The 22,300-nt window shown below is 53.5% G+C and carries 19 protein-coding genes; 5 read left to right on the top strand and 14 right to left on the bottom strand.

Annotated elements, in window-relative coordinates; translation table 11 throughout:
* Position 1: 1 nt before the first annotated feature.
* From ACMAZB_RS02555 to ACMAZB_RS02530, 6 genes are all read right to left on the bottom strand, one after another.
* On the bottom strand, positions 2-1,021 hold the full coding sequence (locus ACMAZB_RS02555) for a cupin-like domain-containing protein (protein ID WP_435219294.1): 1,020 nt from the start codon (positions 1,019-1,021) through the stop codon (positions 2-4).
* Positions 1,018-1,743, bottom strand: a complete 726-nt coding sequence (locus tag ACMAZB_RS02550) for a SapC family protein (protein ID WP_435219293.1) — start codon at positions 1,741-1,743, stop codon at positions 1,018-1,020. The genes ACMAZB_RS02555 and ACMAZB_RS02550 overlap by 4 nt, the downstream gene beginning before the upstream one ends.
* Complete coding sequence (locus tag ACMAZB_RS02545) at positions 1,740-3,311, bottom strand: tryptophan halogenase family protein (RefSeq protein ID WP_435219292.1); 1,572 nt, start codon at positions 3,309-3,311, stop codon at positions 1,740-1,742. The genes ACMAZB_RS02550 and ACMAZB_RS02545 overlap by 4 nt, the downstream gene beginning before the upstream one ends.
* A 101-nt stretch (positions 3,312-3,412) precedes the next feature.
* Positions 3,413-6,403, bottom strand: coding sequence for a TonB-dependent receptor (locus ACMAZB_RS02540; protein ID WP_435219291.1), 2,991 nt, complete (start codon positions 6,401-6,403; stop codon positions 3,413-3,415).
* A 186-nt stretch (positions 6,404-6,589) separates the two neighbouring features.
* Positions 6,590-7,612: a hypothetical protein gene (locus ACMAZB_RS02535; RefSeq protein ID WP_435219290.1), complete on the bottom strand. Its 1,023-nt coding sequence runs from the start codon at positions 7,610-7,612 to the stop codon at positions 6,590-6,592.
* The gene (locus ACMAZB_RS02530; RefSeq protein ID WP_435219289.1) at positions 7,599-8,090 is read right to left on the bottom strand and encodes a MarR family winged helix-turn-helix transcriptional regulator; all 492 of its coding nucleotides are present in this window, start codon (positions 8,088-8,090) and stop codon (positions 7,599-7,601) included. The genes ACMAZB_RS02535 and ACMAZB_RS02530 overlap by 14 nt, the downstream gene beginning before the upstream one ends.
* 135 nt (positions 8,091-8,225) lie before the next feature.
* On the opposite strand from ACMAZB_RS02530, the gene ettA reads away from it, so the two are divergent.
* Positions 8,226-9,896, top strand: coding sequence for an energy-dependent translational throttle protein EttA (gene ettA / locus ACMAZB_RS02525; RefSeq protein WP_435219288.1), 1,671 nt, complete (start codon positions 8,226-8,228; stop codon positions 9,894-9,896).
* A 58-nt stretch (positions 9,897-9,954) separates the two neighbouring features.
* Here the strand turns inward: ettA and radA are convergent, their stop codons facing one another.
* The gene (gene radA / locus ACMAZB_RS02520; protein WP_435219286.1) at positions 9,955-11,328 is read right to left on the bottom strand and encodes a DNA repair protein RadA; all 1,374 of its coding nucleotides are present in this window, start codon (positions 11,326-11,328) and stop codon (positions 9,955-9,957) included.
* 94 nt (positions 11,329-11,422) lie between these two features.
* On the opposite strand from radA, the gene ACMAZB_RS02515 reads away from it, so the two are divergent.
* Together ACMAZB_RS02515 and ACMAZB_RS02510 are read left to right on the top strand one after the other, a co-directional pair.
* The gene (locus ACMAZB_RS02515; protein WP_435219284.1) at positions 11,423-12,583 is read left to right on the top strand and encodes a DnaT-like ssDNA-binding domain-containing protein; all 1,161 of its coding nucleotides are present in this window, start codon (positions 11,423-11,425) and stop codon (positions 12,581-12,583) included.
* Positions 12,486-13,157: a replication protein P gene (locus ACMAZB_RS02510; RefSeq protein WP_435219282.1), complete on the top strand. Its 672-nt coding sequence runs from the start codon at positions 12,486-12,488 to the stop codon at positions 13,155-13,157. Before ACMAZB_RS02515 ends, ACMAZB_RS02510 begins: the two co-directional genes overlap by 98 nt.
* A gap of 72 nt (positions 13,158-13,229) precedes the next feature.
* On the opposite strand, the gene dnaB is transcribed toward ACMAZB_RS02510, so the two are convergent.
* From dnaB to rnr, 7 genes are all read right to left on the bottom strand, one after another.
* Positions 13,230-14,564 (bottom strand): replicative DNA helicase, encoded by a 1,335-nt coding sequence (gene dnaB, locus ACMAZB_RS02505; RefSeq protein ID WP_435220120.1) that lies wholly within the window; start codon positions 14,562-14,564, stop codon positions 13,230-13,232.
* A gap of 186 nt (positions 14,565-14,750) precedes the next feature.
* A complete protein-coding gene (gene rplI, locus ACMAZB_RS02500; protein WP_435214137.1) occupies positions 14,751-15,200 on the bottom strand; it encodes a 50S ribosomal protein L9 in 450 nt (149 codons plus the stop codon).
* Positions 15,201-15,255: 55 nt separating this feature from the next.
* On the bottom strand, positions 15,256-16,128 hold the full coding sequence (locus ACMAZB_RS02495) for a hypothetical protein (RefSeq protein ID WP_435219280.1): 873 nt from the start codon (positions 16,126-16,128) through the stop codon (positions 15,256-15,258).
* A 12-nt stretch (positions 16,129-16,140) separates the two neighbouring features.
* Entirely contained in the window at positions 16,141-16,368 is a 228-nt protein-coding gene (gene rpsR / locus ACMAZB_RS02490) for a 30S ribosomal protein S18 (RefSeq protein ID WP_435214133.1), read from the bottom strand.
* A 3-nt stretch (positions 16,369-16,371) separates the two neighbouring features.
* Complete coding sequence (rpsF, locus tag ACMAZB_RS02485; RefSeq protein WP_435219278.1) at positions 16,372-16,827, bottom strand: 30S ribosomal protein S6; 456 nt, start codon at positions 16,825-16,827, stop codon at positions 16,372-16,374.
* A 133-nt stretch (positions 16,828-16,960) separates the two neighbouring features.
* On the bottom strand, positions 16,961-17,707 hold the full coding sequence (gene rlmB / locus ACMAZB_RS02480) for a 23S rRNA (guanosine(2251)-2'-O)-methyltransferase RlmB (RefSeq protein ID WP_435219276.1): 747 nt from the start codon (positions 17,705-17,707) through the stop codon (positions 16,961-16,963).
* Complete coding sequence (gene rnr, locus ACMAZB_RS02475; protein ID WP_435219274.1) at positions 17,704-20,160, bottom strand: ribonuclease R; 2,457 nt, start codon at positions 20,158-20,160, stop codon at positions 17,704-17,706. Before rnr ends, rlmB begins: the two co-directional genes overlap by 4 nt.
* A gap of 583 nt (positions 20,161-20,743) precedes the next feature.
* On the opposite strand from rnr, the gene ACMAZB_RS02470 reads away from it, so the two are divergent.
* Both ACMAZB_RS02470 and ACMAZB_RS02465 read left to right on the top strand, forming a co-directional pair.
* On the top strand, positions 20,744-21,118 hold the full coding sequence (locus ACMAZB_RS02470) for a hypothetical protein (RefSeq protein WP_435219272.1): 375 nt from the start codon (positions 20,744-20,746) through the stop codon (positions 21,116-21,118).
* 118 nt (positions 21,119-21,236) lie between these two features.
* Positions 21,237-22,298, top strand: a complete 1,062-nt coding sequence (locus tag ACMAZB_RS02465; protein ID WP_435219270.1) for an inosamine-phosphate amidinotransferase 1 — start codon at positions 21,237-21,239, stop codon at positions 22,296-22,298.
* Positions 22,299-22,300 lie beyond the last annotated feature (2 nt).

Raw genomic sequence — 22,300 nt, 5'->3', positions numbered from 1 at the left:
GTTATGTCTTCAATCTGTTAAGTAATTCTTCGCGGAGGCGGTCTGCCTCAATTTTATTCATTTCACCGAGACAACCCAACGCGTGATCAGGGATATGCTCAGTGGACTCTGGATCTGATTCAAACACATAAAAATTCATTAGCTTCTGCCAAGCTAACCGCTGCGCTTCGGGCAAATGACGAATCGATAGAACCCCGTGAAGCAAGGCATTGAAGGGCGAGCCAAAGTGCTGCTCGTGATCCAGCCACCAGTAGTTCACCAACAAATTACAATCAGACAATGCCTTGACGTGGTGCCACCACATACTCGGAATAAAAATCGCGTCCCCCGGGCCCAGTTCACAGCGTTGAGAGGCCGCCATGGCCTCACGAAAGCGCGGAAACTTATCGAAGTCAGGCGCGGCAAAATCAACCAAACTAATAGGCTGGCCCGAGGGGGTTCGGTCGAGAGGGCCTACATAGAGGTTACCGATTTGATCCGTAGGGAACAGCGTGAACTCGCGGCGCCCATAAACCACACAAGCCACGTTGCTAGGAAAATCGTAATGCGCAGACACCGTCGTGCGATTACCAAGCCAAAAATTGACCAAGGGGTCACCGGGGATTTTTAGCGTGTTCGCTTTTTCGAACCCCGGCAGCCATCCCGCAGTGGGTGTGGATCCGACATAAATCGATAAAGGTTCTTTGTTCGCCGGATCTGCCTGTTCGCGTAAGCGCTGCAAGATATCTTCCAATGGGGCACTACCGCTGCGAAAGTTGAAGCCGTTGAAAGCTCCGTTGTAACCAAAGCGTCCAGCCACTTCGGTGGGCGCGACATAAGCGGTAACCGGCTTTGCTGTCCAGAACTTAGAAAGATAAGCCTCGAGCTGCTCAAGGTCGCCATCCCCCTCAGGAATAGCCGGCCAATCGGCCACCAGACCCCGTAAAACTAGAGGCTCTTCCCGTTCAAATACCCAAGATGGAATCGCATCGGGGGTTATTCCCTCAACAACTTCAACATGCTTGGGTGACTGATCTATCACTGATTGGCGTCTCGGGCTTGTTGCTTGAATTGAATCAACCGTCCCATATTCGACAGTGACGCTAGCATCATGAACAAAGGCATGAGAAACCCTTGCTGGGACAGCTGCTCGAGACTCTCTGCCGACAAAGCCTTCACGTTATCCTCGTTGATCGCCGAATAACCGAGCAACTGGTTTTTCGAGCCGTCCGGCAAGCTAATATCGAGCGTAATTGACTCGACCAGCTCGAGATCGGCTAGACACTGCGTAAACCGCTGAGTGTGACCCGCGCCTTCATGGATTTGCTCAAGCAGGTCGGCTCGCTGCTCCAGATAATGCGTCCTTCCACCAAGAGGTTGAAAGACCGCCTCACCCTCGGTTCCCTGAGACACTCGGGGGTGCGCCATATCGACGCTTAATAACCGAACTTCTTCCCCCTCTTGAGATTGGTGCTGCCCAATCAAAAAAGGGCCCTTGCGCATGAAGGCGGGGCGACTAAGCGCTGTCCATTCGGAATTCTTCAGGAACAGGTTTTCCCCAGACTCAAATCCCATGACTGCAACAGGTATCAGTCCATCATGCTCGGTTGCTTGCAGCATCAGTGGAAAATCCACCTGAAGATCCCTAAATTCGAAGGTGTAGGCAGGGCAACTGTGAATGCCATCGCCGAACTCTTGACCCACCGCCTCCACGATACGCAGATCTTTATGGTCGACGTTATTAAGTATTTGAAAGTTGCTCATGCTGTTACCGTTGCTGAAGGGTTATTCATCCGAAGGGCATTCAGTAACTGCCGATTCCCCGGCATAGCCCGTGACAGTTGCAGCGCTCGCTCTCTCACCTTAAATAAAATGGGATCAAGGTCAGCGCTGCTTGAGGCGTGATCTTTACCACCCTGACCTGCCGACCCTATCACGCCATTGAGGTGGCCGTTCATACCCAACCAAACGTACTGATAGCTCGCAGCCGGGAACAGCTCGTCAATACGCGGCGTGTCGGGATGCCAAGGGGCGCGAATCTGCCACAAGGCCAGCTTGTCTGATAGGCCTTCAGAAATGCTAGTTTCGTCGCGAGCCTGCTGCCAATAGGGCGTGTCATCGCGATCACTTAACACGTAGTGGAGCTTAAGAAACTCTTGAATACTGGCCCAATTGCTCTCCATTTTTCGGTTGAACGCGCGGGAAGCGGGCCCCATGAGATCTCGATTGACGGGAAAGCTTTCCACCAAAAACGAGGCAGCCTGTTCAATCATAGCCAGCGCTGAGGCCTCGAGGGGCTCAATAAAGCCGGCTGACAAACCGACAGCCACGCAGTTATGCGTCCAAGGGGTACCGCGGTATCCGGGTTCGAAATTCAGTGTACGACACACTAAATCCTGCGCCACTTTGGCGCCCACCGATTGTTCGGCATAGTTTCGTAGGGTTTGCGTGGCTTCAGCCTCGGAAATAAAGTCGGCATTATGGACATAGCCAACGCCTCGACGAGATTGAAGACCAATATCCCAGATCCAACCACAGTCCTGTGCAGTCGACTGTGTACAAGAGTGGATTTCATCATTAGGCGCGTCGTAAGGCACCTGAGCCACCACCGCTCGATTATTAGGCAAAACGTCACGTGCTGACTGAAATGGCACCTTAAAATGATCACCTATTAACAGGGCTCTCTGACCCGAACAGTCGACAAAAAAATCGCCGAATAAACGGTCGCCGCTCTCGAGCTCCAAGCTGGTAAGAAATCCCTCGGCATCACTATTAACGCCGGCTACGTGCCCCTCTACGTGCCGCACCTTAAAACGAGAAATGCTGTGTTGTCGCAGTAGCGCTGCAAACTTTACGGCATCGACGTGATAACCGTAATTCAGCGCAAAGGCGTAATCGGGAGTATCCGCCGTTTTAGGCGCTTTATAGGTAGTCGCAATAAGTGCTTGAGGCGTGACGACCTCATGGAATGGGTAGCGCAGGCCGTCGCGCCGCCAATATTCAGCCACATTTTTTGAGGCATATTCAGGGGGCAAGCTGAAAGGATGTAAGTAGCTGTCATCAGCAGCCCCCGTCCTCCAACCTTGGAACAGCGTACCCTGCTTCAAACTAGCATCGCATTCTGAGATTAATACACGCTCTGAAAGCCCTATCGCCTGCAGCGTGGCCTTCATGGAAGGCCAAGTACCCTCACCAACACCCACAGTGGGAACGTTAGGAGACTCCACCAAAGTGATGTCAAATTGTCGGTCAGCCATGGCACCCAGCCTGGCTGCTGTTAGCCAACCAGCAGTACCACCACCGACAATGACAACCTGTTGCGTTGTACTCATTAATCCAACACCTGTGCGTTGTTTTTTCTGGTTCTTATTTTAGCGCTCTTTAAACGACAAAAGCTGCCCGAGGGCAGCTTTATCATCAGTGCCTTGCCGTATTAGAAGGTATAGCGCACACCTACATTATATCGGGCACCTTGCTGCGCAACGAACAATGGTTGAGATTCACTACGCCCATAGACATAGGTTGTCTCGTCCGTGATGTTGATTGCATCCGCAAAAATTGACAGGTTATCTGTCACGTTAAATTGCGCACCGATATCCCACTGGTCGTATTCGCCGACGTAAGTCGGTGGAATAGCGCCAACGTTGGCCTGGCCCGTACCCGCCAGGAAGTCATCCCGCCAGTTGTAAGCCACTCGAATTGAGAATCGGTCGTTCTCATAAAAGCCAATAAGGTTTGCGGAATCACCGATACCAGAGACTACAAACTGCTGGGTGCGGTTCGTATTATCGTATTCGGTATCTGACTCAACCAGTGTGGCGTTTGCGATAAAGCCAAAGCCAGTCTGACCAAAGGTGTGCTGAAGGTTAATCTCCCAGCCGTCAACGGTATCGTCATCTTGGTTAATCGGTGCAGTCACACGGAAGTTAGCAAGACTGTCCCCAGACTGACCAGTGATCGAACCGTTAGCCGTGTTAACCCCGGGAGACCCTTCTTTGTTGGCAAGAATCCAATCGTAAAGCTCACCGGAAGTCGCAGCGTTGCCTAACGCTGCCCGAGCTTCATCGGCATAGCTGCCATTACCCGGGTGTGGAAGGTCAAACAGCGTTTCGTTGAATTCAGCAAAGCCAATGAAGTTTTCAACGTCTTTGGTGAAGTAACCTACCGAGAAATAGCTGGCGTCGCCGTAGTACCACTCGAAAGAAAGGTCAATGTTGTCAGACTCGAAAGGCTTGAGGTTGGGGTTGCCCCGTGATCCCGTACCACCGTCGATTCGCAGCAGTTGGTCAATGGTTTGGCCACCCTGTATGTCTCTGTAATTCGGGCGTGTCATTGTTTTGCTGTAAGAGAATCGAGCAACAATCGTTTCGGTCAAGCCTACTTTAACGTCAAGATTAGGCAACACGTTGTCATAGCTACCACTCAGCTCGGTAAAGTCTGCCTCTCCCGGCACTGCACTGAACTCATTGCCACCAACCCAATCGACCCTTGAATAGCTGGGTGCCAATGCCTGGGAGTCGATATCAGTCTCCTCGTAACGCACACCAAGACGAACATCAACAGGTACGGCGCCGATGTCAAAGCCCATATTCACTTGAAAGTAAGCGGCGAGCTGCTCTTCAGTGGTCCGTCGATCGGAGCTGTAAGTGCTTGAAGCACACAGGCCCGTTCCACAATCACCCATATCAGGCACCGCGAAAGTGGCAGCATCACCACTGGCCATCAACTGTTCTGTGCGTTCGATAAGCGCTGGCATGTCAAAAGCGTAATAGTTTGTCACTAGCTCAGGATCACTGCCGCCGGAAATTTCATCAAATCGACCTGCAGAGGAAACCTCGGTCAATAGGTCTGCAATAGCACCTACCTGAGATACACCACCCCAAGCATCACGCTGCACCACAGAGCCTGCCGAGCGGTTGTTAACCTCCGTGAACTCAACACCAAAGTCGATGCTCTTAACGACGCCGTCAGGGTTAAAGTCGAATGAGCCACCAAAACGGGCTTGTTCGATTTCCATTTTGGCGTAGTTATTCGCGAAAACACTACCGGTAACAATCATGTCGTCGGTACTAAGAGGGTTAGACAAATCCAAAGCCAGAACTGGCAAGTCTCCACGATCGAAATAAGTGGTTGTCTTGTCTCGAGAAAATGCCGAAATGGCCAGCTGGGAAGAGCTGCCAAAAGGACTGTCGGGGCGCTGCTCGGCATCAGAATCGTGGTAATCAAACATAAGTGACAGTCGATCAGTCACATCCCAAGCCAAGTTAATGCCGATCGAGGTGTTCTCTGCGACGGTCGCATCGCTGCCGCCAGCCATAGCGAAGTCACCGGTACCGCCATTAAATTCCGCGTAGGTGGTTGGCGAAGCGTTGCTATTGTTGCCATCCCAAACAGTTTCTTGACCACCGAAGTTGTACCAAGCCGAGTAATTCGTGAAAGTGCGCTCGAGCTCTACTTCGGAGTAAGTGTAATCAACGGTCGCAGTCAGGCGCTCCGTCGGAGCCCACTGCATAGTCAACTGCCCGTTAGTGCGCACACGATCCCACTCGGCAAATTCATAGCCGGTGTTCTGAGGAACTGAATATTGCTCGTCAGCACCTGTGGGCCTGTTTTGCTGTGACGCTAGGTCGTAGGGAATACCGCCCCACTCAGAAGGTCGTGCACTACACCAGCAGTTATCCACGTCTCCGGCAAAACTACGCCAACCCGCAACACTCGCGGTAGCAGCGCCATTGTTTCGCTCTTGGCGTACCGCGCTCAAGGAAATACCCACGGTGTCGTCAAGGAAAGTATTCGAAATAAGCAGTGAAACTTCCGGTGTGAAGTCATCGCCTGTCTCTGTTGATGTGTCGTGCATCGCCGATGCAGCAACGGTGGCATTAAAGCCGGGGGAGTCCAAAGGGCGCGTCGTTACAATGTTTATGGTGGAACCAATTCCGCCCGTTGGGACGTCGGCCTTACCGCTTTTATAGACCTCTACCCTTGAGACGCCTTCAACAGCCAGGTTGCTGAAGTCGAATGAACGGCTATCCCCGCCCGTTGTTGGCATTTGTCGGCCGTTGAGCGTTACCAAGTTAAATGCCGGACCAAAACCACGAACGGTCACGTACTGACCTTCGCCACGGGTTCTATCAATCGCTACGCCGGTCACTCGCTGGAGTGCCTCGGCAAGGTTGGTATCAGGAAATGCGCCAATATCCTCAGCCGTAATCGCGTCAACGACGCCTGCGTCGTCGCGCTTAATATCAGCCGATTTTTGCAGGCTCTGGCGAATGCCAGTTACGATGACTTCTTCCATTACCGTGTCAGAGGCGTTATTGCCCCCCTCATCGGATGCGTCTTGAGCAAAGCTCAGCTGTGATGCGACCGCCAGTGCTACACCGGCAGCAATTGGTGCTTTTCTAAAAACTTTGTGATGACTCATGGTGATTGAGAACTCCCCAGATGATGGTTTTGTTTTTTTTAGCGCACGCCAACATACCGAGGGAGAAAAAAGGAGGGTAGTCATAAACGACGAGACGGTTTAGCAGGACGACCAGTTGGAACTTTTTTGGAAAACCAATATTCACCAAGGGCCGTGGTCACCGCTCGTTAAATGGCCCGAGTATGTCTACTGGGCGTTAAAAATCTCTCCGTACATTTCGGTGTCCAGAGGTATGCGTGCACTAAGCACGTGAAGTGTTATGAAGTGGATAAAGGGGTTGCCGGTTACCACCGTAAAGGCAGCCTTCCCCATGCCAACAAGCATCTGAGTCATCACAATATAAGTCACACTCAGCAGCGCTTGCTGCCCATTGCTGTAGTCGACGCCAGGATCAAACAGGCTAAAAATGGCATAAAAAAGCCCTGCGATCGCAATCACTGTGAACTTGCTGTTAAAAATGATTGCCAGGCGAGGTATCAAAATAATGTGCATGAGGATCACAACAGGCAATCCGGCGCCCAAGGTATTCACGATAATTCCTCCGGAAATTCCTAGGCCATACACCCAGCTATCGAGACCCAAGAAGTTGGCCCCAGCCACGATGGGACCAAAAAAGTCCAGTGCCCAGTATGCGGCAATGATCCAGAGGTCGCGTTTCCACCTCAGTGTCTTGAGCAAGCCTAACCAGTCGAAAGCACGAAAAGACAACCAAGCAACAGGTACCACGATATAAGTCGCCACGTACAGCGCAACCCAGATAGCGACACTACGCAGATCGTGAAGAAGCGGGTCGTACATGTCGGGACCCGGAAAGTGCAGGCCTGCATGTCCCCAGACACCCAACACCAGCTGCGTTATCAGCAGATAGCCAAAGACCATGACGCTCTCTTTAACTGCCGTCATCTGATCAAGGGAAAAATTATGCTGCCAATCAATCGCCGCACGCTTTCGAGTAAGGAAGAGAAGCAAGCAAACCGCCAGCGAGAAAACCGGCAGGTAAATAGACAGTAGATTCAACAATGCCCCCTGAGCTATCGGCGGCAGTGACGGCGAAAATGGTGCCGCCAGAAAAAAAATCAGCGTACTGGCCGCCCAAACCAGCACTACCCCTGCCAACCACGGCGATGCGGTGGTCCATTTAAGCGGCTTATTGGGGTCGGCCTTGGGGTCGCACGCACCATAAGCCTCTCGCGATTTAGGGTTCGGCATCAGTATCTTTACCCTTCGTTCCCGAAGCGACCCTACGTAGAGCACCATGTACCACCTCCAGCTCTTGGAGCAGATGCTGCAACCGCGCATCGCCCAAAGCTTCCTCAACCGGCTCAAAACCGGTCATCAAAGATTGGACTGTGGATTCCAAAATACCTTTGCCGTCCTCGGTGAGGCAAACCAGCTTGGCGCGTGCATCATCTGATTTGCGAGTTGTTTCGATGACCCCTTCGAGCCGGAGCCGCGTGATCATTTGACTCATTGAAGGGGCTGATACTTCAAAGGCCGCGGACAGCTGAGAGACTGTTTGGTCTCCCACAAAATACAGTCGATTTAAGACCTCAAATTGACGGGATGTCAGCCTGTTGGGGAGTCGATTTTCCAGAGCGCGCTGGGCGTTTTCGCTGATAATGCGCATGAGCCTTAGGGCTCTATAGGTCGTGGAGGGTTTGCCGGGTTTGGTGGGCTGCTTATTCATTTAGTTAGACTACCTAAATAAATATTTTGTGTCAAGACAAAGGACTTTTAGTCATCTTTGGCCGCCGCCATCGGGTAAGATGCGCCCATAGAACAAACACACTACCTCCCACCTGCTAATTAACGAGCTCTTCCTATGTGCGCGCAATACGTTTACACCATGAACCGCGTTGGCAAAATGGTCCCACCGAAGCGTGAGATCCTCAAAGATATCTCTTTGTCTTTTTTCCCCGGCGCTAAGATTGGCGTGCTCGGCCTCAATGGCGCAGGAAAGTCGACGCTGCTTAAAATCATGGCAGGCCTCGATACCGATATCCAAGGTGAAGCAAGGCCACAGCCCGGCATTAATATTGGCTACCTCCCTCAGGAGCCCCAGCTAAACCCCGACAAGGATGTTCGTGGCAATGTTGAAGAAGGTGTCCAGGAAGCCATCGACGCCCTGCAAGGTCTGGACGCTGTTTATGCCGCCTACGCGGAGCCCGATGCCGACTTTGATGAGCTGGCGAAAAAGCAAGCGCGCTATGAGGATGTTATTCAGGCGAAGGATGCCCACAACCTTGATACTCGCCTAGATATTGCGGCCAATGCGCTGCGGCTCCCGCCTTGGGACAGCGACGTGGCGACGCTGTCTGGCGGAGAGCGGCGCCGGGTCGCGCTGTGCCGACTTCTGTTATCCGAACCCGATATGCTGTTGCTCGACGAACCCACTAACCACCTCGACGCAGAGTCGGTGGCGTGGCTTGAGCGCTTCCTTGAGAATTTTTCCGGTACCGTTGTGGCCATTACGCACGACCGCTACTTCTTAGACAATGCCGCGGGCTGGATCTTGGAACTGGATCGTGGCCGAGGTATTCCCTACGAAGGCAATTATTCAACATGGCTCGAAGCCAAAGAGACTCGCCTCGAGCAGGAACAGCGCACCGAGGCCGCCCATCAAAAAGCCATTAAAGCCGAACTGGAATGGGTGCGATCCAACCCCAAGGGCCGTCAAGCCAAAAGCAAAGCCCGCCTTGCGCGCTTTGAGGAGTTAAATTCCCAAGAGTTCCAAACACGCAACGAGACGAATGAAATTTATATTCCACCAGGACCTAGGCTGGGCGATAAAGTTATTGAGGTTAAAAACCTACGAAAAACCTTCGGCGATCGGCTTCTTTTTGACGACGTCACTTTCACCGTGCCTACCGGCAGCATTGTCGGCATTATCGGCGCCAATGGCATGGGTAAGTCCACACTCTTCAAATTGTTAATGGGCATAGAAAAACCTGACGGCGGTGAAATTGAGCTGGGTGAAACGGTGCAACTGTCTTACGTCGATCAGTCTCGGGATGATTTAGATGGCAGTAAAACCGTTTGGGAAGAAATCTCTGATGGCCTCGATATTATGCGCATTGGCAGTTACGAGGTGCCTTCGCGATCCTACGTCGGACGCTTCAACTTTAAAGGTTCGGACCAACAAAAATTTGTAAAAGATCTGTCGGGGGGTGAGCGCAACCGCCTGCACTTGGCCAAGCTCCTCAAACAAGGTGGCAACATGCTGCTGCTCGACGAGCCTACTAATGACCTCGACATTGAAACCCTTCGAGCTTTGGAAGAGGCCATCCTCGCATTTCCAGGCTCCGCCCTGGTCATTTCTCACGACCGCTGGTTTTTAGACCGTATTGCCACCCACATATTGGCTTACGAAGACGATGGCAGCGTGACATTCCATCAAGGTAACTTCACGGAATATGAAGAAGATCGCGTCGCACGCTTGGGCAAGGACGCCGATATGCCCAGCCGTGTGAAACACCGCAAATTAATGGGCTAAGCGCAAAGGCCTGCAACACCAAGCCCTGCTGACGCCTCAGGTCGTCAGAAAAATCGGCTCACAGCAGGGCCTCTAACGCTTCAGACAGCCGGGTGACGCCAATGACTTCAAGGCCCGCGATTGCCTGCTTGGGTACATTCCCCTTAGGCACAATTGCGCGCTTGAAACCGTGTTTCGCAGCCTCACTCAGTCGCTCTTGTCCCGAGGGTACTGGACGAATTTCTCCCGACAGCCCAACTTCGCCAAAGACGACCCAATCTCGCGATAAAATGCGGTTCTTCAGGCTGGAGACAACGGCGACCAGCAGCGCGAGATCGGCACTGGTCTCTGTCACTCGAACACCACCTACGACATTGGCGAAGACATCTTGATCGCCCACCATAATACCGCCGTGGCGGTGCAGCACCGCCAACAGCATCGCAAGCCTGTTTTGCTCAAATCCCACCGCGACCCGTCGGGGATTGCCAAGCGAGCTGTCGTCGACCAAGGCCTGAATCTCCACCAGCAGCGGTCGAGTACCCTCCCACACCACCATGACGGTTGTCCCCGATGCCGGCTCCTCAGCTCGATCAAGAAATATAGCTGAAGGGTTTTTTACTTCGCGCATGCCTCTATCGGTCATCGCAAAGACACCGAGTTCGTTGACCGCACCAAAACGATTTTTACTACTTCGCAGAGTGCGAAAACGGGAGTCATGTTCTCCCTCAAGCAAAATGGAGCAATCAATCATGTGCTCCAGCACTTTTGGACCCGCGAGATTGCCATCTTTGGTCACGTGGCCAACCAAAATTAGAACCACCCCCGACTGCTTGGCGTACCGCGTCAGTTGTGCCGCGCAGTCGCGTACCTGCGAAACGCTACCCGGGGCTGAAGCAATACCCTCTGAATGCATCACCTGTATGGAGTCCACCACCATGACTCGGGGTCGCATTTCATCGGCGGCCGCAAGAATGGCATCCACTTCGGTTTCCGCCATAAGCTGTAAGGCATCAACGGCGAGCTCTAGGCGATCAGCGCGCATGGCCACTTGCTGGGGACTTTCTTCACCAGTGACATACAGTGCAGGGCCACCCGCAGCAAGGTGACAAAGTGTTTGCAGCAGCAAGGTGCTTTTTCCTGCGCCGGGGTGGCCGCCGATGAGAATTGCCGAACCGGGCACCAACCCCCCGCCCAACACCCGATCAAGCTCAGTAAAACCACTGCTGAACCGAGGTACGTCGACAAGATCAATATCTTTGAGAACTTTCACCTCCGCTCTCGCTCCCGCGTACCCTCCTCGGCCTCCCCGCAGACTGCTTTTTCCGCTACTGGCGGGGCCTAGGCGAATTTCTGTGATGGTATTCCACGCTGAACACTCACCACACTGTCCTTGCCACTTGCCGTAGTCTGCACCGCAGTCGTTACAAACAAATGCGGTCTTTGATTTGGGCATAAACGATTCCTAGAAGAAGATTAGCGACAAGGAGGTGCACGAACAGGCCTCACAGCGGTATGCTAGCAAACCCAAGCCTAAGATCCCTAACTTCATGCCGCCAGGTTCCCTCATTCCCGATCGCCAGCTGACGTTTTCGCCAGATCTTGCCGCGACCATTGGCTTAGAGGAAGCCATTTTGCTGCAGGGGCTAGGCGAACTGCTATTGGACAGACCGCAGGCAAGCCAATGCGTCGCACTTTCGGAGTTTGAGCGTAATTTCCCCTTCTGGGCGGTGCCTAAAATTCGTGAGCTTCTTGAGCGACTTGAAGCTCTGGGTATCATTCATGTGCGCCATGAAAATCAGAATGCTGACGTCGTCCGAATTTCTGCAGTGGCAGCGCCATCGGCACTCGCAGCAGATAAGGCCCAAACCCAACCGGCACCCGGTCGGTCCAACCCAAATGCAAAGGCGCCACCAAGCCCTTATCAAGCCGAAAAAAAGTCACCGGAGCCTCCAGTCGTTAAAGCAGCTGCGCGATCTTGGCAACCGTCAGAAGACCTCTTAGATTTGCTGCACCTGAGCCACGGGATCAACAGACAATTTGCTTTGTCGCAACTGCCCCAGTTCAGCCCGGCCCCAACCGACCCTGCACCAGACAATCGCTTCAGGCAGCATGTACTCAGCGCTTGGAGACGTCACCAAAGTCAGCACCCAGCCTTTGAAATTACTGCACCCCCGGCCTTCGATCAAAACTGGCGCCCTAGCGATGACGCATTGGACATTATGGCGGGTAACGGTGTCGACCTTGAATTCATAGACTCAATGCGACCCGAGTTTATTTTGTACTGGCGAGAACGTGGCGGACCGCCCAAAGAGGTCAACAGCAAATTCATAGGCTGGATTAGACAACGCTGGGTACGCTTTCAGGCAGGGCTAGGCCACAGCCCCGAGCCTCGACCCATGACACAGGACTGGCAACCCAGCGAGCAGGTCTTTGAGGTGTTGGCGCTGTCAAATATTGAACGCAGCTACGCCACAGAACGCCTGGGGGAATTCCGAGTTTTCTGGTGCGACTCCGGAGACCTCCAAACCTCTTGGAACAGCAAATTCTTGCAGCACGTCAAACACCAGTGGCGCTGGGAACAAGGACAATCAGGCAAAAAAGGGAATGACCATGGCGGACAGCAAGGACGTGGGCAGTCTGGCGGAGAACATCGTACGCGGGACCGATCCATCGCTGACGACCTCAGCGATACCAGCTGGGCCAACTGATGCGACACCTAGAGATGACTTGGCCGATACGATCAATCAGGTTTTTGCCCTGTTCAGGCTGAATTATCACAATCAGTTTTACGCGGCCTATGCCGACACCACCCAGCTGAACCAAATAAAACGCCTTTGGCTAGAAGCACTCTCCAGCTTCACCGCGGAATCAATATTAACCGGGGCAAAGCGCGCAATTGAAGATAGTGATTACTTACCTACACTCAAGCGCATGCTCGACTGCTGCCAACTGGCCCTTGAGCGGCTAGGCGTACCACCCTTAAGAGACGCTTTTATAGAAGCCTGCGAGAAACCATCACCCAAACTGGCACAAACCTGGTCGCACCCGGTGGTGTACTTCGCAGGACGGGACAGTGATTGGTTTTTTTTGAGCAACAATGCCGAACGCATGACCCTGCCGGTTTACAAAGGCCATTACGATCGCTGGGTAGCTCGATTGAGTCGGGGCGAAACGATAGTATTGCCAACACGCGCTGAGCTTCCTGAGCCAGCAACCGTTGCGATGTCTAAAGAAGAACGGCAACAGGCTCTGAGCAAGCTTCGAGAGACGCTAGACCTGTAATGCTTCGTCTCCGGTGAGCCCCATGGAACGGCACCATGGCGCGTCGGCTTAGGAGAAGTTGCTTTGAGCGTGTTAGGCGTAACCGCCGTAATCACCCCTAGCTAAATTATCAAAGCGGGTATATTCGCCCTGAAAGGCCAGGCGACAGGTGCCTATAGGACCATTTCGCTGCTTGCCAATAATAATCTCAGCGGTGCCTTGATCCGGAGAATCCTCGTGATAGACCTCATCACGATAGATAAACATGATGACGTCAGCATCCTGCTCAATCGCTCCCGACTCACGAAGATCTGAATTTACGGGGCGCTTATTGGGTCTCTGCTCAAGTGCTCGATTCAACTGTGATAGCGCAACAACCGGACACTTAAACTCTTTAGCAATAGCTTTCAGGCTGCGAGAAATTTCTGAGATTTCTGCTGTACGCCCTTCAGTAGAACCCGCCACCCGCATGAGTTGAAGATAATCCACCATGATCATCCCCAATGATCCTTGCTCCCTAGAGACGCGCCGCGCTCGGGAACGCACTTCTGTGGGCGTCAGTGCTGGCGTATCGTCAATAAAAACGTTGGCCTCCTTTAACTTTGCCATGGCGGCGGAAAGTTTAGGCCAGTCCTCTTGCTCAAGTTTCCCGGTTCGCACACGGGTCTGATCGATCTTACCTAGCGAGGACATCATGCGGATGACAAGCTGTTCCGCCGGCATCTCCATCGAGAACACCAATATCGGCTTTTCGCTACCTGAGGCAGCATTCTCAACAAGGTTCATCGCAAAAGCGGTTTTACCCATCGAGGGACGGCCCGCCACTATCACCAAGTCTGAATCCTGTAAGCCCGAAGTCATGCGATCGAGATCAATAAACCCCGTCGTTAAGCCTAATATTTCGCCGCCGCTTTGAAATAGCTCTTCGATCCGCTCAAGGGCACCCTGCAACAACGGCTCCATGGCACGGGCGCCGCCGGTCTTGGGACCTTCCTCGGAGATCTGCATGATGCGCCGCTCGGCCTCATCCAGCAGTTCCTCAGCGGCACGACCCTCAGGATGAAAGCCCGTATTGGCGATATCCTGCGCCGCACCGATCAGCTTTCTGAGTACCGCGCGCTCATGTACGGCTGTTGCGTAAGCACGAATGTTGGCGGCCGTGGGCGTCGTTTCCGCGAGTTCAGCAAGATAGGTATGGCCGCCGGCAGCGTCCAGCTCTCCCGTGGCCAGCAAGCGGTCAGCCACTGTTATCACGTCAACGGGCTGGCCCAAATCGACGAGTTTTGCGATCTGACGAAATATGGCTCGGTGTTCCGGTCGGTAAAAGTCCTCAGCTACCACAATCTCAGCGATGGCATCCCAGCCTTCAGATGAAATTAGCAAACCGCCAATAACCGACCGCTCGGCCTCAACTGACTGCGGCTGCATGCGAATGCGCTCGAGGTCTAAGTCACCCGTCGAAGGGGCGTAGGAGGGAGATGAAGATTGAGTCATTAACAGCTATCCGGTGGCCGGCAGTGCAGCATAACCCATGCTAGGGCGTACTGGGTACGCCCAAGTTGGTTTGCAACGCTAGATAGTATGATCTACCTACTAATAACGCTGCTCAGAGGCTCAGGCAGGGACGACTGATACCGCAATACTGGTGGCGACATTGCCGTGCAGCTGTAGCATAACTTCGTATTCGCCCAGGTCCCTAATCACGCCTTCTGGCAGGCGAACTTCGGCTTTATCGATGTCGACACCCGCTGCGGTGATCGCCTCGGAGATATCGCGGGTACCCACGGAACCAAAGAGCTTGCCCTCTTCACCCGCGGTTGCCTCAATCGAAATGCCTGCCAACTCGACGATTGCCGCTGCACGCTTCTCAGCTGCCTCCAACGAAGCGGCTGCTGCGGCCTCGAGCTCAGCACGTCGCGCTTCAAATTTAGCCACGTTGTCACCCGTCGCAGGGACCGCCTTACCATGGGGAATCAAAAAATTGCGCCCGTAGCCCGCCTTGACATCGACCTTATCGCCCAGACTTCCCAGGTTACCCACGTTTTCCAGCAAAATAACTTCCATTTTAACTTCCTCGCAGTCGGCCTACCCGACACCGTTCTTACAAAATCCAGAAGCCTCAGGCTTCCCCATCCGTTGACGCCGAAGACCATCGACGCCTGAAATCCAGAAGAGCATCGGCCATCACCAAGCCCAACAACAACCCTTTCACTGGGTCTAAAAACAGCCACATCGCATAAAACGCGACGAGGCTACCGTTACCTCGGCGGGTGAACGCAACCCAAGCGTGCACCAGAGCAAATCCCGCAAACATCAACGGCACTGCCCAAACCATTGCCCATCCGCTAATCCAAGAGGCTTGCAACCATAAAAAAATGGCCAATCCACCCAGAATTAGCGTAGCACCAACCGGCAAACGTAACCGGTGGAACTCAACCCGAAAACCTCCCGGGTTGTACAACAAGGCTTGCCAATATCTAGCCAACAACAAACTCAAAACTGCAGTCACTGCGTTACCGGCGGCGAGAATACCAGCGACCTGCCCAGGTGTAGGGCGCGGCAGCGTTATCGTCTCCCCACTTGCCTTCATATTGGCTTCGAGGTCACCAATAAGCTCCGCGAACACCACAACCAGCTGGTCTAAAAATTCACCGCTAATCAGCAGCAAGCCCGCACCACCCAATATTCCGAGCGCTGCGCTGGCCAAAATCGCTAATGCCAAGCTAACCGTCGTTCGCAGTATCACCGCCAGTACAAAGGTACCTGCAAGCAACACGATACTGCCAATGTCGCCACTCATCCAAGCCGCTAATAACGCTGGCAGCAATGCCCAGAGCACCAGCCAGCTGCCGTCAATGATCCCTTTGCGCAACGTTACTAGCGCAATAGCGGCTGCACTGAGCCAGCCAAAAAGCAGGCTTCCCGCGCCTACTACCGCAACCGCTAGCGCCTGCCAGCGGCCACGCATAATAAATTCTGCGAGGCCGCGCATTACTTCACCGGCTTACTGGTGAGCGTCGGTGTAGGGTAGCAGCGCCAAAAATCGTGCACGCTTGACGGCCGTGGCCAGCTGTCGCTGGTACTTAGCCTTGGTACCCGTAATACGACTGGGTACGATCTTTCCAGTCTCAGTGATGTACTGCTTCAGCGTATCGAGATCTTTGTAGTCGATCTCTTTGATGCCTTCGGCGGTAAACTTGCAAAACTTGCGTCTACGAAAAAAACGAGACATGGCTCACTCCTCGCTGTTATCTGAATCTGATGGGGCTTCGGCCTCTGCCGGAGCGTCTTCATTATCCTTGTCAGCTTCTGGGGCCTTGGTTTCTGCCGCCTGTCGCTCCTGATAACGAGATTTACGCTCACGATCTTCTTTCTCGGCCTTCATGATCAATGACTCTTCAGTCACCAGCTCATCGCGGCGGATTACGAGATTTCGGATAACGGCGTCGTTGTAACGGAAGGTAGTGCTCAACTCTTCCATCGCTTCGTTGGAAGCTTCAACATTCATCAAGATGTAGTGCGCTTTGTGCACCTTATTGATGTGATAGGCCAGCTGACGCCGACCCCAGTCCTCGAGCCGGTGGACTGTTCCGCCGTCTTTGGTGATGACGGCTGAATAACGCTCGATCATGCCCGGGACCTGTTCTGACTGGTCGGGATGAACCATAAACACAACTTCGTAGTGTCGCACTCGATCACTCCTTTCGGATTGCGCCACCCGCGTCCGCGGTATGGCAAGGAGATGGGGTTTACACCCCGCCTAATTTTCTGAGGCGCGGAGTTTACCCAGCACCAAGACACAATGCAATGGCGCTATTTTGGGCCTATTGTGCGCTTTGTCGCTGCCTAACCGCCTCAAACAGGCAGATACCCGTAGCCACAGACACATTCAGGCTAGAAACGGTTCCTTGCATGGGCAAACTTACCAAAAAATCACAGTTTTCCTCGGTCAAGCGTCGCATTCCCGCACCCTCCGCACCCATCACTATGGCCAGGGGCCCAGAGAAATCCTGCTCAAATACGGTGCAGGACGCTTTATCACTGGTACCAATTAGCCAAACACCCGCCGCTTTTAGTTGTCCCAACGTTCTCGCCAGGTTGGTAACTCGAACGAACGGCACGGTGTCGGCGGCACCACAGGCTACCTTACGCGCGACCGGCGAGAGGCCCGCAGCACCATCTTGAGGCACCACGACCGCCGTGACGCCCGCCGCATCAGCTGTACGCAAGCAGGCACCCAAATTGTGTGGGTCAGTGACCCCATCCAGAATCAGTAGCAAAGGCGAGTCCTGACGTTGCAACAAGGCCATTAAACCGGCCTCGTCGATCGCTTCTGTGGCAGCGCCCGATTTAACCTGAACTGCAATGCCTTGATGACGACCAGACGCCACGTCATCAAGGGCTGCTCCAGAAACACGCTCCACGGTTACACCTTGATCTGCCGCAAGACGCAACAGGGCCTGAGCGCGCTTATCCCGCCGGCTGGCCTCTAACCACAAGGCCGCGATCGCTTTGGGCTCCCTGCGTAGCAGTGCCTCCACCGCATGAAACCCATAAACCCAATCGCTCACCGTTTGCTGCGCCCCGACTTAGAACCATCGGCGCGAGGCGCGCTGCCCTGCTTTTTACCCGGCTTACCACCCGTTTTAGATTTAGCATCTTTCGAGCGCCCTTGGCTGGTCGCTTTTTTGGCTCGCTTGCCACCTGATTCAGTGGCGTTAGATTTTCCCGCAGCACTTTTCTTCTTGCGAGAAGCGCCAGCACCTTTGCGCCCTTTAGGTGGCCTCGCGTCTGAGGCTCCCACCATCTCTAAATCTATTTTTCGTTCATCCAAATCAACCCTAGCTACCGTGACGTCTACCGATCCACCAAGTTGAAAGGTGCGACGAGTTCGGTCGCCTACTAACCGCTGCTTAGGCGCGTCAAAGTGGTAATAGTCTCCGGGCAACGCGCTAATATGCACCAACCCCTCAATGTAAAGGTCTTGAAGCTCAACAAAGATTCCAAAGGCCGTCACGGCCGTAATGACCCCCGAAAATTGCTCTCCTACCCTGTCCCTCAAAAATTCGCATTTAAGCCAAGCGTCAACCTCACGCGTTGCATCATCAGCACGTCGCTCGGTCAACGAACAGCGCTCTCCCAACGCAGTAACTGCGGCCAACTCGTAGGGGTAGGAGGACTGGCTTTGTTGTTGCGTATCCTCAGAGCGGCGCGTCTGCTTGGGGAACTTGCCCCCGCGGATAAGACTGCGGATCGCTCTGTGCACTAACAAGTCGGGGTATCGTCGGATTGGCGAGGTGAAGTGCGCATAGGCCGGGTAATGCAACCCAAAGTGCCCCTTGTTCTCTGCCTGATAGACCGCCTGACTTAACGAGCGTAGCAGCATCGTTTGAATTACCGAGGCATCGTCTCGATCTGATGCAGCCGCTAGTAGACGCTGATAATCCTCGGGAGTCGGTTTTTCCCCGCCGCCCAAGTCTAGTCCTAGCTCACCCAAGAAGTCGCGCACATTGGCGAGCCGCTCGGTGCTAGGCCCTTCATGTACTCGAAACAAAACGGGCAGGCCCGCCGCCTCTAAAAACTCAGCCGTCGCCACATTGGCTGCGAGCATGCACTCTTCGATCAGCTTGTGGGCGTCATTGCGGTGAACGGGAACAATCGCTTCAATTTTGCGCTCAGCGTTAAACTCGATACGCGTTTCAACGGTTTCGAAATCAATGGCGCCACGCAGCTCGCGGGCCCCTCGGAGGCAGGCATAAAGGGCATGCAAATGCATCAGACCGGGGTATCGCTCAGGGTCTACCGAATCGGCAAAACCCTGTTCTAACACCTGACCCACCTCGGTGTAGGTCAATCTGGCATGGGAGTGAATCACCGCTTCATAAAACGTACTGCTAACAACATCACCCCTTTGGCCAATGGTCATCTCACAAACCATGGCCAACCGATCTACCTTGGGTTTGAGCGAGCAGAGCCCGTTGGAGAGCACCTCTGGGAACATAGGTACCACACGCTCAGGAAAATATACGGAGTTGCCCCGCTCAATAGCTTCCTGATCGAGGGCAGAGTCAGTAGTTACGTAATGCGACACGTCGGCGATCGCAACCCACAATCGAAAACCGCTGCCCTCAGGCTCGCAGTACACGGCATCGTCAAAATCTCTCGCGTCCTCACCATCGATCGTTACGAAAGGTTTAGTTCGCAGATCGATGCGGCCACGCTTGTCATCAGTGTCGGGCTCCTCGCTCAAAGACGCCGCCTCATCGAGCACCGCATCGGGCCACTGCCAAGGGATTTGATGAGCCCGAATGGCAATATCAATTTCAAGCCCGGGATCAAGGTGGTCACCCAAAATTTCTTCGACTGAACCTTTGGCACCCAGCACTTGGGTGGGGTAATCGGTAATGCGTACTGACACCATCTGACCGGGCAGAGCACCGCGCGTTTGATTGGGCGGGATTAAAATATGTTGGGTAACGCGGGTGTTATAGGGCAGGAGAAAACCAATACCGCTCTCTTCCATGTAACGACCTGGCAGTACTTCTACAGCGCGCTCCAACACCTCAACAACCTTGCCTTCGCGACGCCCCTTGGCATCCGTGCTCACCGTTGCTACGAGGGTGCGATCGCCGTCAAAAACTTTCTGCATTTCTCGACTGCTGAGATAAAGGTCATCACCACCTTCGACAGGCGTGGCGAAGCCATAACCATCGCGATGCCCAATGACTCGACAGGTTTGCAACTCAAGGCGCTCAGAGAGGCCAATGCGTCCCCGCCGATCAAGATGCACCTGGCCATCGCGGCGCATCGCCATCACGCGGCGACGCAGTGCTTCAAGATCTTGATCACTCGACAAATCGAGTTTGCTGGCCAAACCCGATAGCTGAAATAATTCTCCCGAATCCTCGAGTATTTTGAGGATCACCTCACGGCTGGCAATCGGATTTTCGTAGCGACTGGCCTCAATGGCCGCATTGGGATCCTTTGGTTTTCGTGATTTCTTTGGGGCGTCAGTTTTTTTCAAGGTGAGTCATACTCTCCTGCTTGCAAGTAGGTCACCCTTTTTCGGATGGCAGCGGCCGAGTGAATGTACTGGCCGGTAAGTACTGATAGGTTACCAGTTCGGCGACAACAAATCCCCGCCTTAAGACGGGCCTCGCCAACCAGCTGCGAAGGTGCCAGCAGAGCATTTTTGGTACCTTGACCCCGTTTGACTGCATAGGCCAAATCGCTACAGGCACATCCTGCAGATATTAACTTTCAAGCTTGCGCCAATTCCCGAGCAGCCGCTCAGACCGACAGGGCCTTTGTGACAGAGCCCAAGGTCGTAAACCGATCCAGACTCCCGCCTCCGCGGCCAACCACCCAACCCTAGTCGTGGTACTGCAACGCCCAATCTCCATAAAAATAACCATAAAACATTGATATAAATGAAAAAATACATGTATCTCACCATGCCGCAGGCCACCAAGTGCACAGCATACGAGCCAAAGATGCGATGAAAATGTCGCGTTTAGATAAAAGGTTCGGCCGATATCAGTTAAAAAGCAGAGAATTGTGTAGCACACTGGCCTGCAGAAAATTTCACACCGCCAGAGGATATTCCCATGAAAAAATTGATTGCGGCTACTGTCGCTGTTCTGTCACTTACGGCCATGCAAGCAATGGCTGGTAGCCCCGTCCACATCTGGAAATGCCAAATGAACGACGAAATGGGTGAAGAGGAATTGCTTGAGTACTCAAAGACATGGCAAAAAGCCGCATCCAAAGTAAAGGGCGGCAAAGATATGAAAAGTCAGATCTATTTTCCTGTAGCAGCCGCAGCCGACGGCACTGGCACTGACCTTCTGTACATATCGTCTTGGCCCGACTTCACAGACTACGGCAAGTTCTGGGATGCTTACCCTGAATCTGACGCTGCCGCGATGGAAGGCGAAGCTATGACTTGCCACGGCAGTGCACTCTGGGAAGCAATGAACTAGGCTCACTACCACTGCCTTTTACTAAGCCGCCTGCAGGGCGGCTTTTTTATGGTCAACTCGATATTTCTGTGGCCCATAAAAACATCAATCAAAATTAAAGTTGCTACGGAGTATCTGCATGTCTTTGGTTTGGAGCTGTAACGAATGGGATCCCCTTGAGGAGGTCATCATTGGTACCGCCGCAGGTGCAAGGTTCCCCCACGCTGATGCCAGCACTCAACTAGCAGAATATCCCGGGCGCCCCTTGGACACCATTCCGCAGGGGCCTTTCCCAGCCAAAATTATTGAGGAAGCCGAGGAGGATCTTGAGACCTTTGCATCAGTTTTAAAACAGGCGAATGTCACCGTCCGTCGTCCCACTCCCTGGGATCACGATAGCGTCTTTAGTACGGTGCACTGGTCCACACCGGGTTATTACAATTATTGCCCCCGAGATATATTGCTCACGGTCGGGGACCAAATACTAGAAACTCCCAACGTTATCCGAGGTCGCAGCCAGGAGACGTTCAGCTATCGCGAATTACTTTTGGAGTACATGGCTTCAGGGGCACGCTGGTTCAGTGCACCGCGACCCACGCTAAAAGATGAGCTGTTTGCGCCTGAGGCTGACAATCTCACTCCTCTAGATTTGGAGCCTGCTTTTGACGCCGCCAATGTGCTGCGCTTTGGACGAGATTTACTGTACCTGGTGAGTGCCACTGGCAATAAAATGGGGGGACAGTGGCTACAGTCGATACTGGGAAGCAAATACCGAGTTCACTTCATGGAAGACGTCTATTTTGGCAGCCATATTGACTCTACTTTGGTCGCACTGCGGCCGGGTTTGGTGCTGGCCAATCCGGGACGGCTCTCAGACGAGACCATTCCAGACTTTCTCAAGGAATGGGAAGTCATATACAGCCCACCCATGGAAAACCAAGGGCGCCACAGTGCTGACTACCTTCACAAAGCCATTGGTAGTGAGTGGATCGATATGAATTTATTTAGTATCGATCCAGAGACCGTGGTCGTCGACAGCGATCAGCACCAGTTGATCGCGTTGCTGGAGAGCAAAGGCATGAATGTTGAGCCGGTAAAGCTTCGTCACTCCCGCATGTTAGGTGGCGGCTTTCACTGTGTCACACTAGATGTCCGCCGCCGCGGCACCCTGGAGGGGTACTTTCAGGGCTCCCCGAACTAGGA

The sequence above is a fragment of the Luminiphilus sp. nBUS_07 genome, assembly GCF_051201685.1.
GTDB lineage: Bacteria > Pseudomonadota > Gammaproteobacteria > Pseudomonadales > Halieaceae > Luminiphilus.
The sequence above is the reverse complement of the archived record's forward strand: the minus strand, read 5'-3'. Positions and strand labels throughout refer to the sequence as shown.

Bases quoted from the DNA above. Each gene is read 5' to 3' on its own strand.
- ACMAZB_RS02510 (WP_435219282.1), top strand. From the start codon at position 12,486: ATGGCGGACAGCAAGGACGTGGGCAGTCTGGCGGAGAACATCGTACGC.
- ettA (WP_435219288.1), top strand. From the start codon at position 8,226: ATGTGCGCGCAATACGTTTACACCATGAACCGCGTTGGCAAAATGGTC.
- rplI (WP_435214137.1), bottom strand. From the start codon at position 15,200: ATGGAAGTTATTTTGCTGGAAAACGTGGGTAACCTGGGAAGTCTGGGC.
- ACMAZB_RS02545 (WP_435219292.1), bottom strand. From the start codon at position 3,311: ATGAGTACAACGCAACAGGTTGTCATTGTCGGTGGTGGTACTGCTGGT.
- dnaB (WP_435220120.1), bottom strand. From the start codon at position 14,564: ATGCAGCCGCAGTCAGTTGAGGCCGAGCGGTCGGTTATTGGCGGTTTG.
- ACMAZB_RS02535 (WP_435219290.1), bottom strand. From the start codon at position 7,612: ATGCCGAACCCTAAATCGCGAGAGGCTTATGGTGCGTGCGACCCCAAG.
- radA (WP_435219286.1), bottom strand. From the start codon at position 11,328: ATGCCCAAATCAAAGACCGCATTTGTTTGTAACGACTGCGGTGCAGAC.
- ACMAZB_RS02495 (WP_435219280.1), bottom strand. From the start codon at position 16,128: ATGCGCGGCCTCGCAGAATTTATTATGCGTGGCCGCTGGCAGGCGCTA.
- ACMAZB_RS02540 (WP_435219291.1), bottom strand. From the start codon at position 6,403: ATGAGTCATCACAAAGTTTTTAGAAAAGCACCAATTGCTGCCGGTGTA.
- ACMAZB_RS02465 (WP_435219270.1), top strand. From the start codon at position 21,237: ATGTCTTTGGTTTGGAGCTGTAACGAATGGGATCCCCTTGAGGAGGTC.
- ACMAZB_RS02515 (WP_435219284.1), top strand. From the start codon at position 11,423: ATGCCGCCAGGTTCCCTCATTCCCGATCGCCAGCTGACGTTTTCGCCA.
- ACMAZB_RS02470 (WP_435219272.1), top strand. From the start codon at position 20,744: ATGAAAAAATTGATTGCGGCTACTGTCGCTGTTCTGTCACTTACGGCC.
- ACMAZB_RS02530 (WP_435219289.1), bottom strand. From the start codon at position 8,090: ATGAATAAGCAGCCCACCAAACCCGGCAAACCCTCCACGACCTATAGA.
- rpsR (WP_435214133.1), bottom strand. From the start codon at position 16,368: ATGTCTCGTTTTTTTCGTAGACGCAAGTTTTGCAAGTTTACCGCCGAA.
- ACMAZB_RS02550 (WP_435219293.1), bottom strand. From the start codon at position 1,743: ATGAGCAACTTTCAAATACTTAATAACGTCGACCATAAAGATCTGCGT.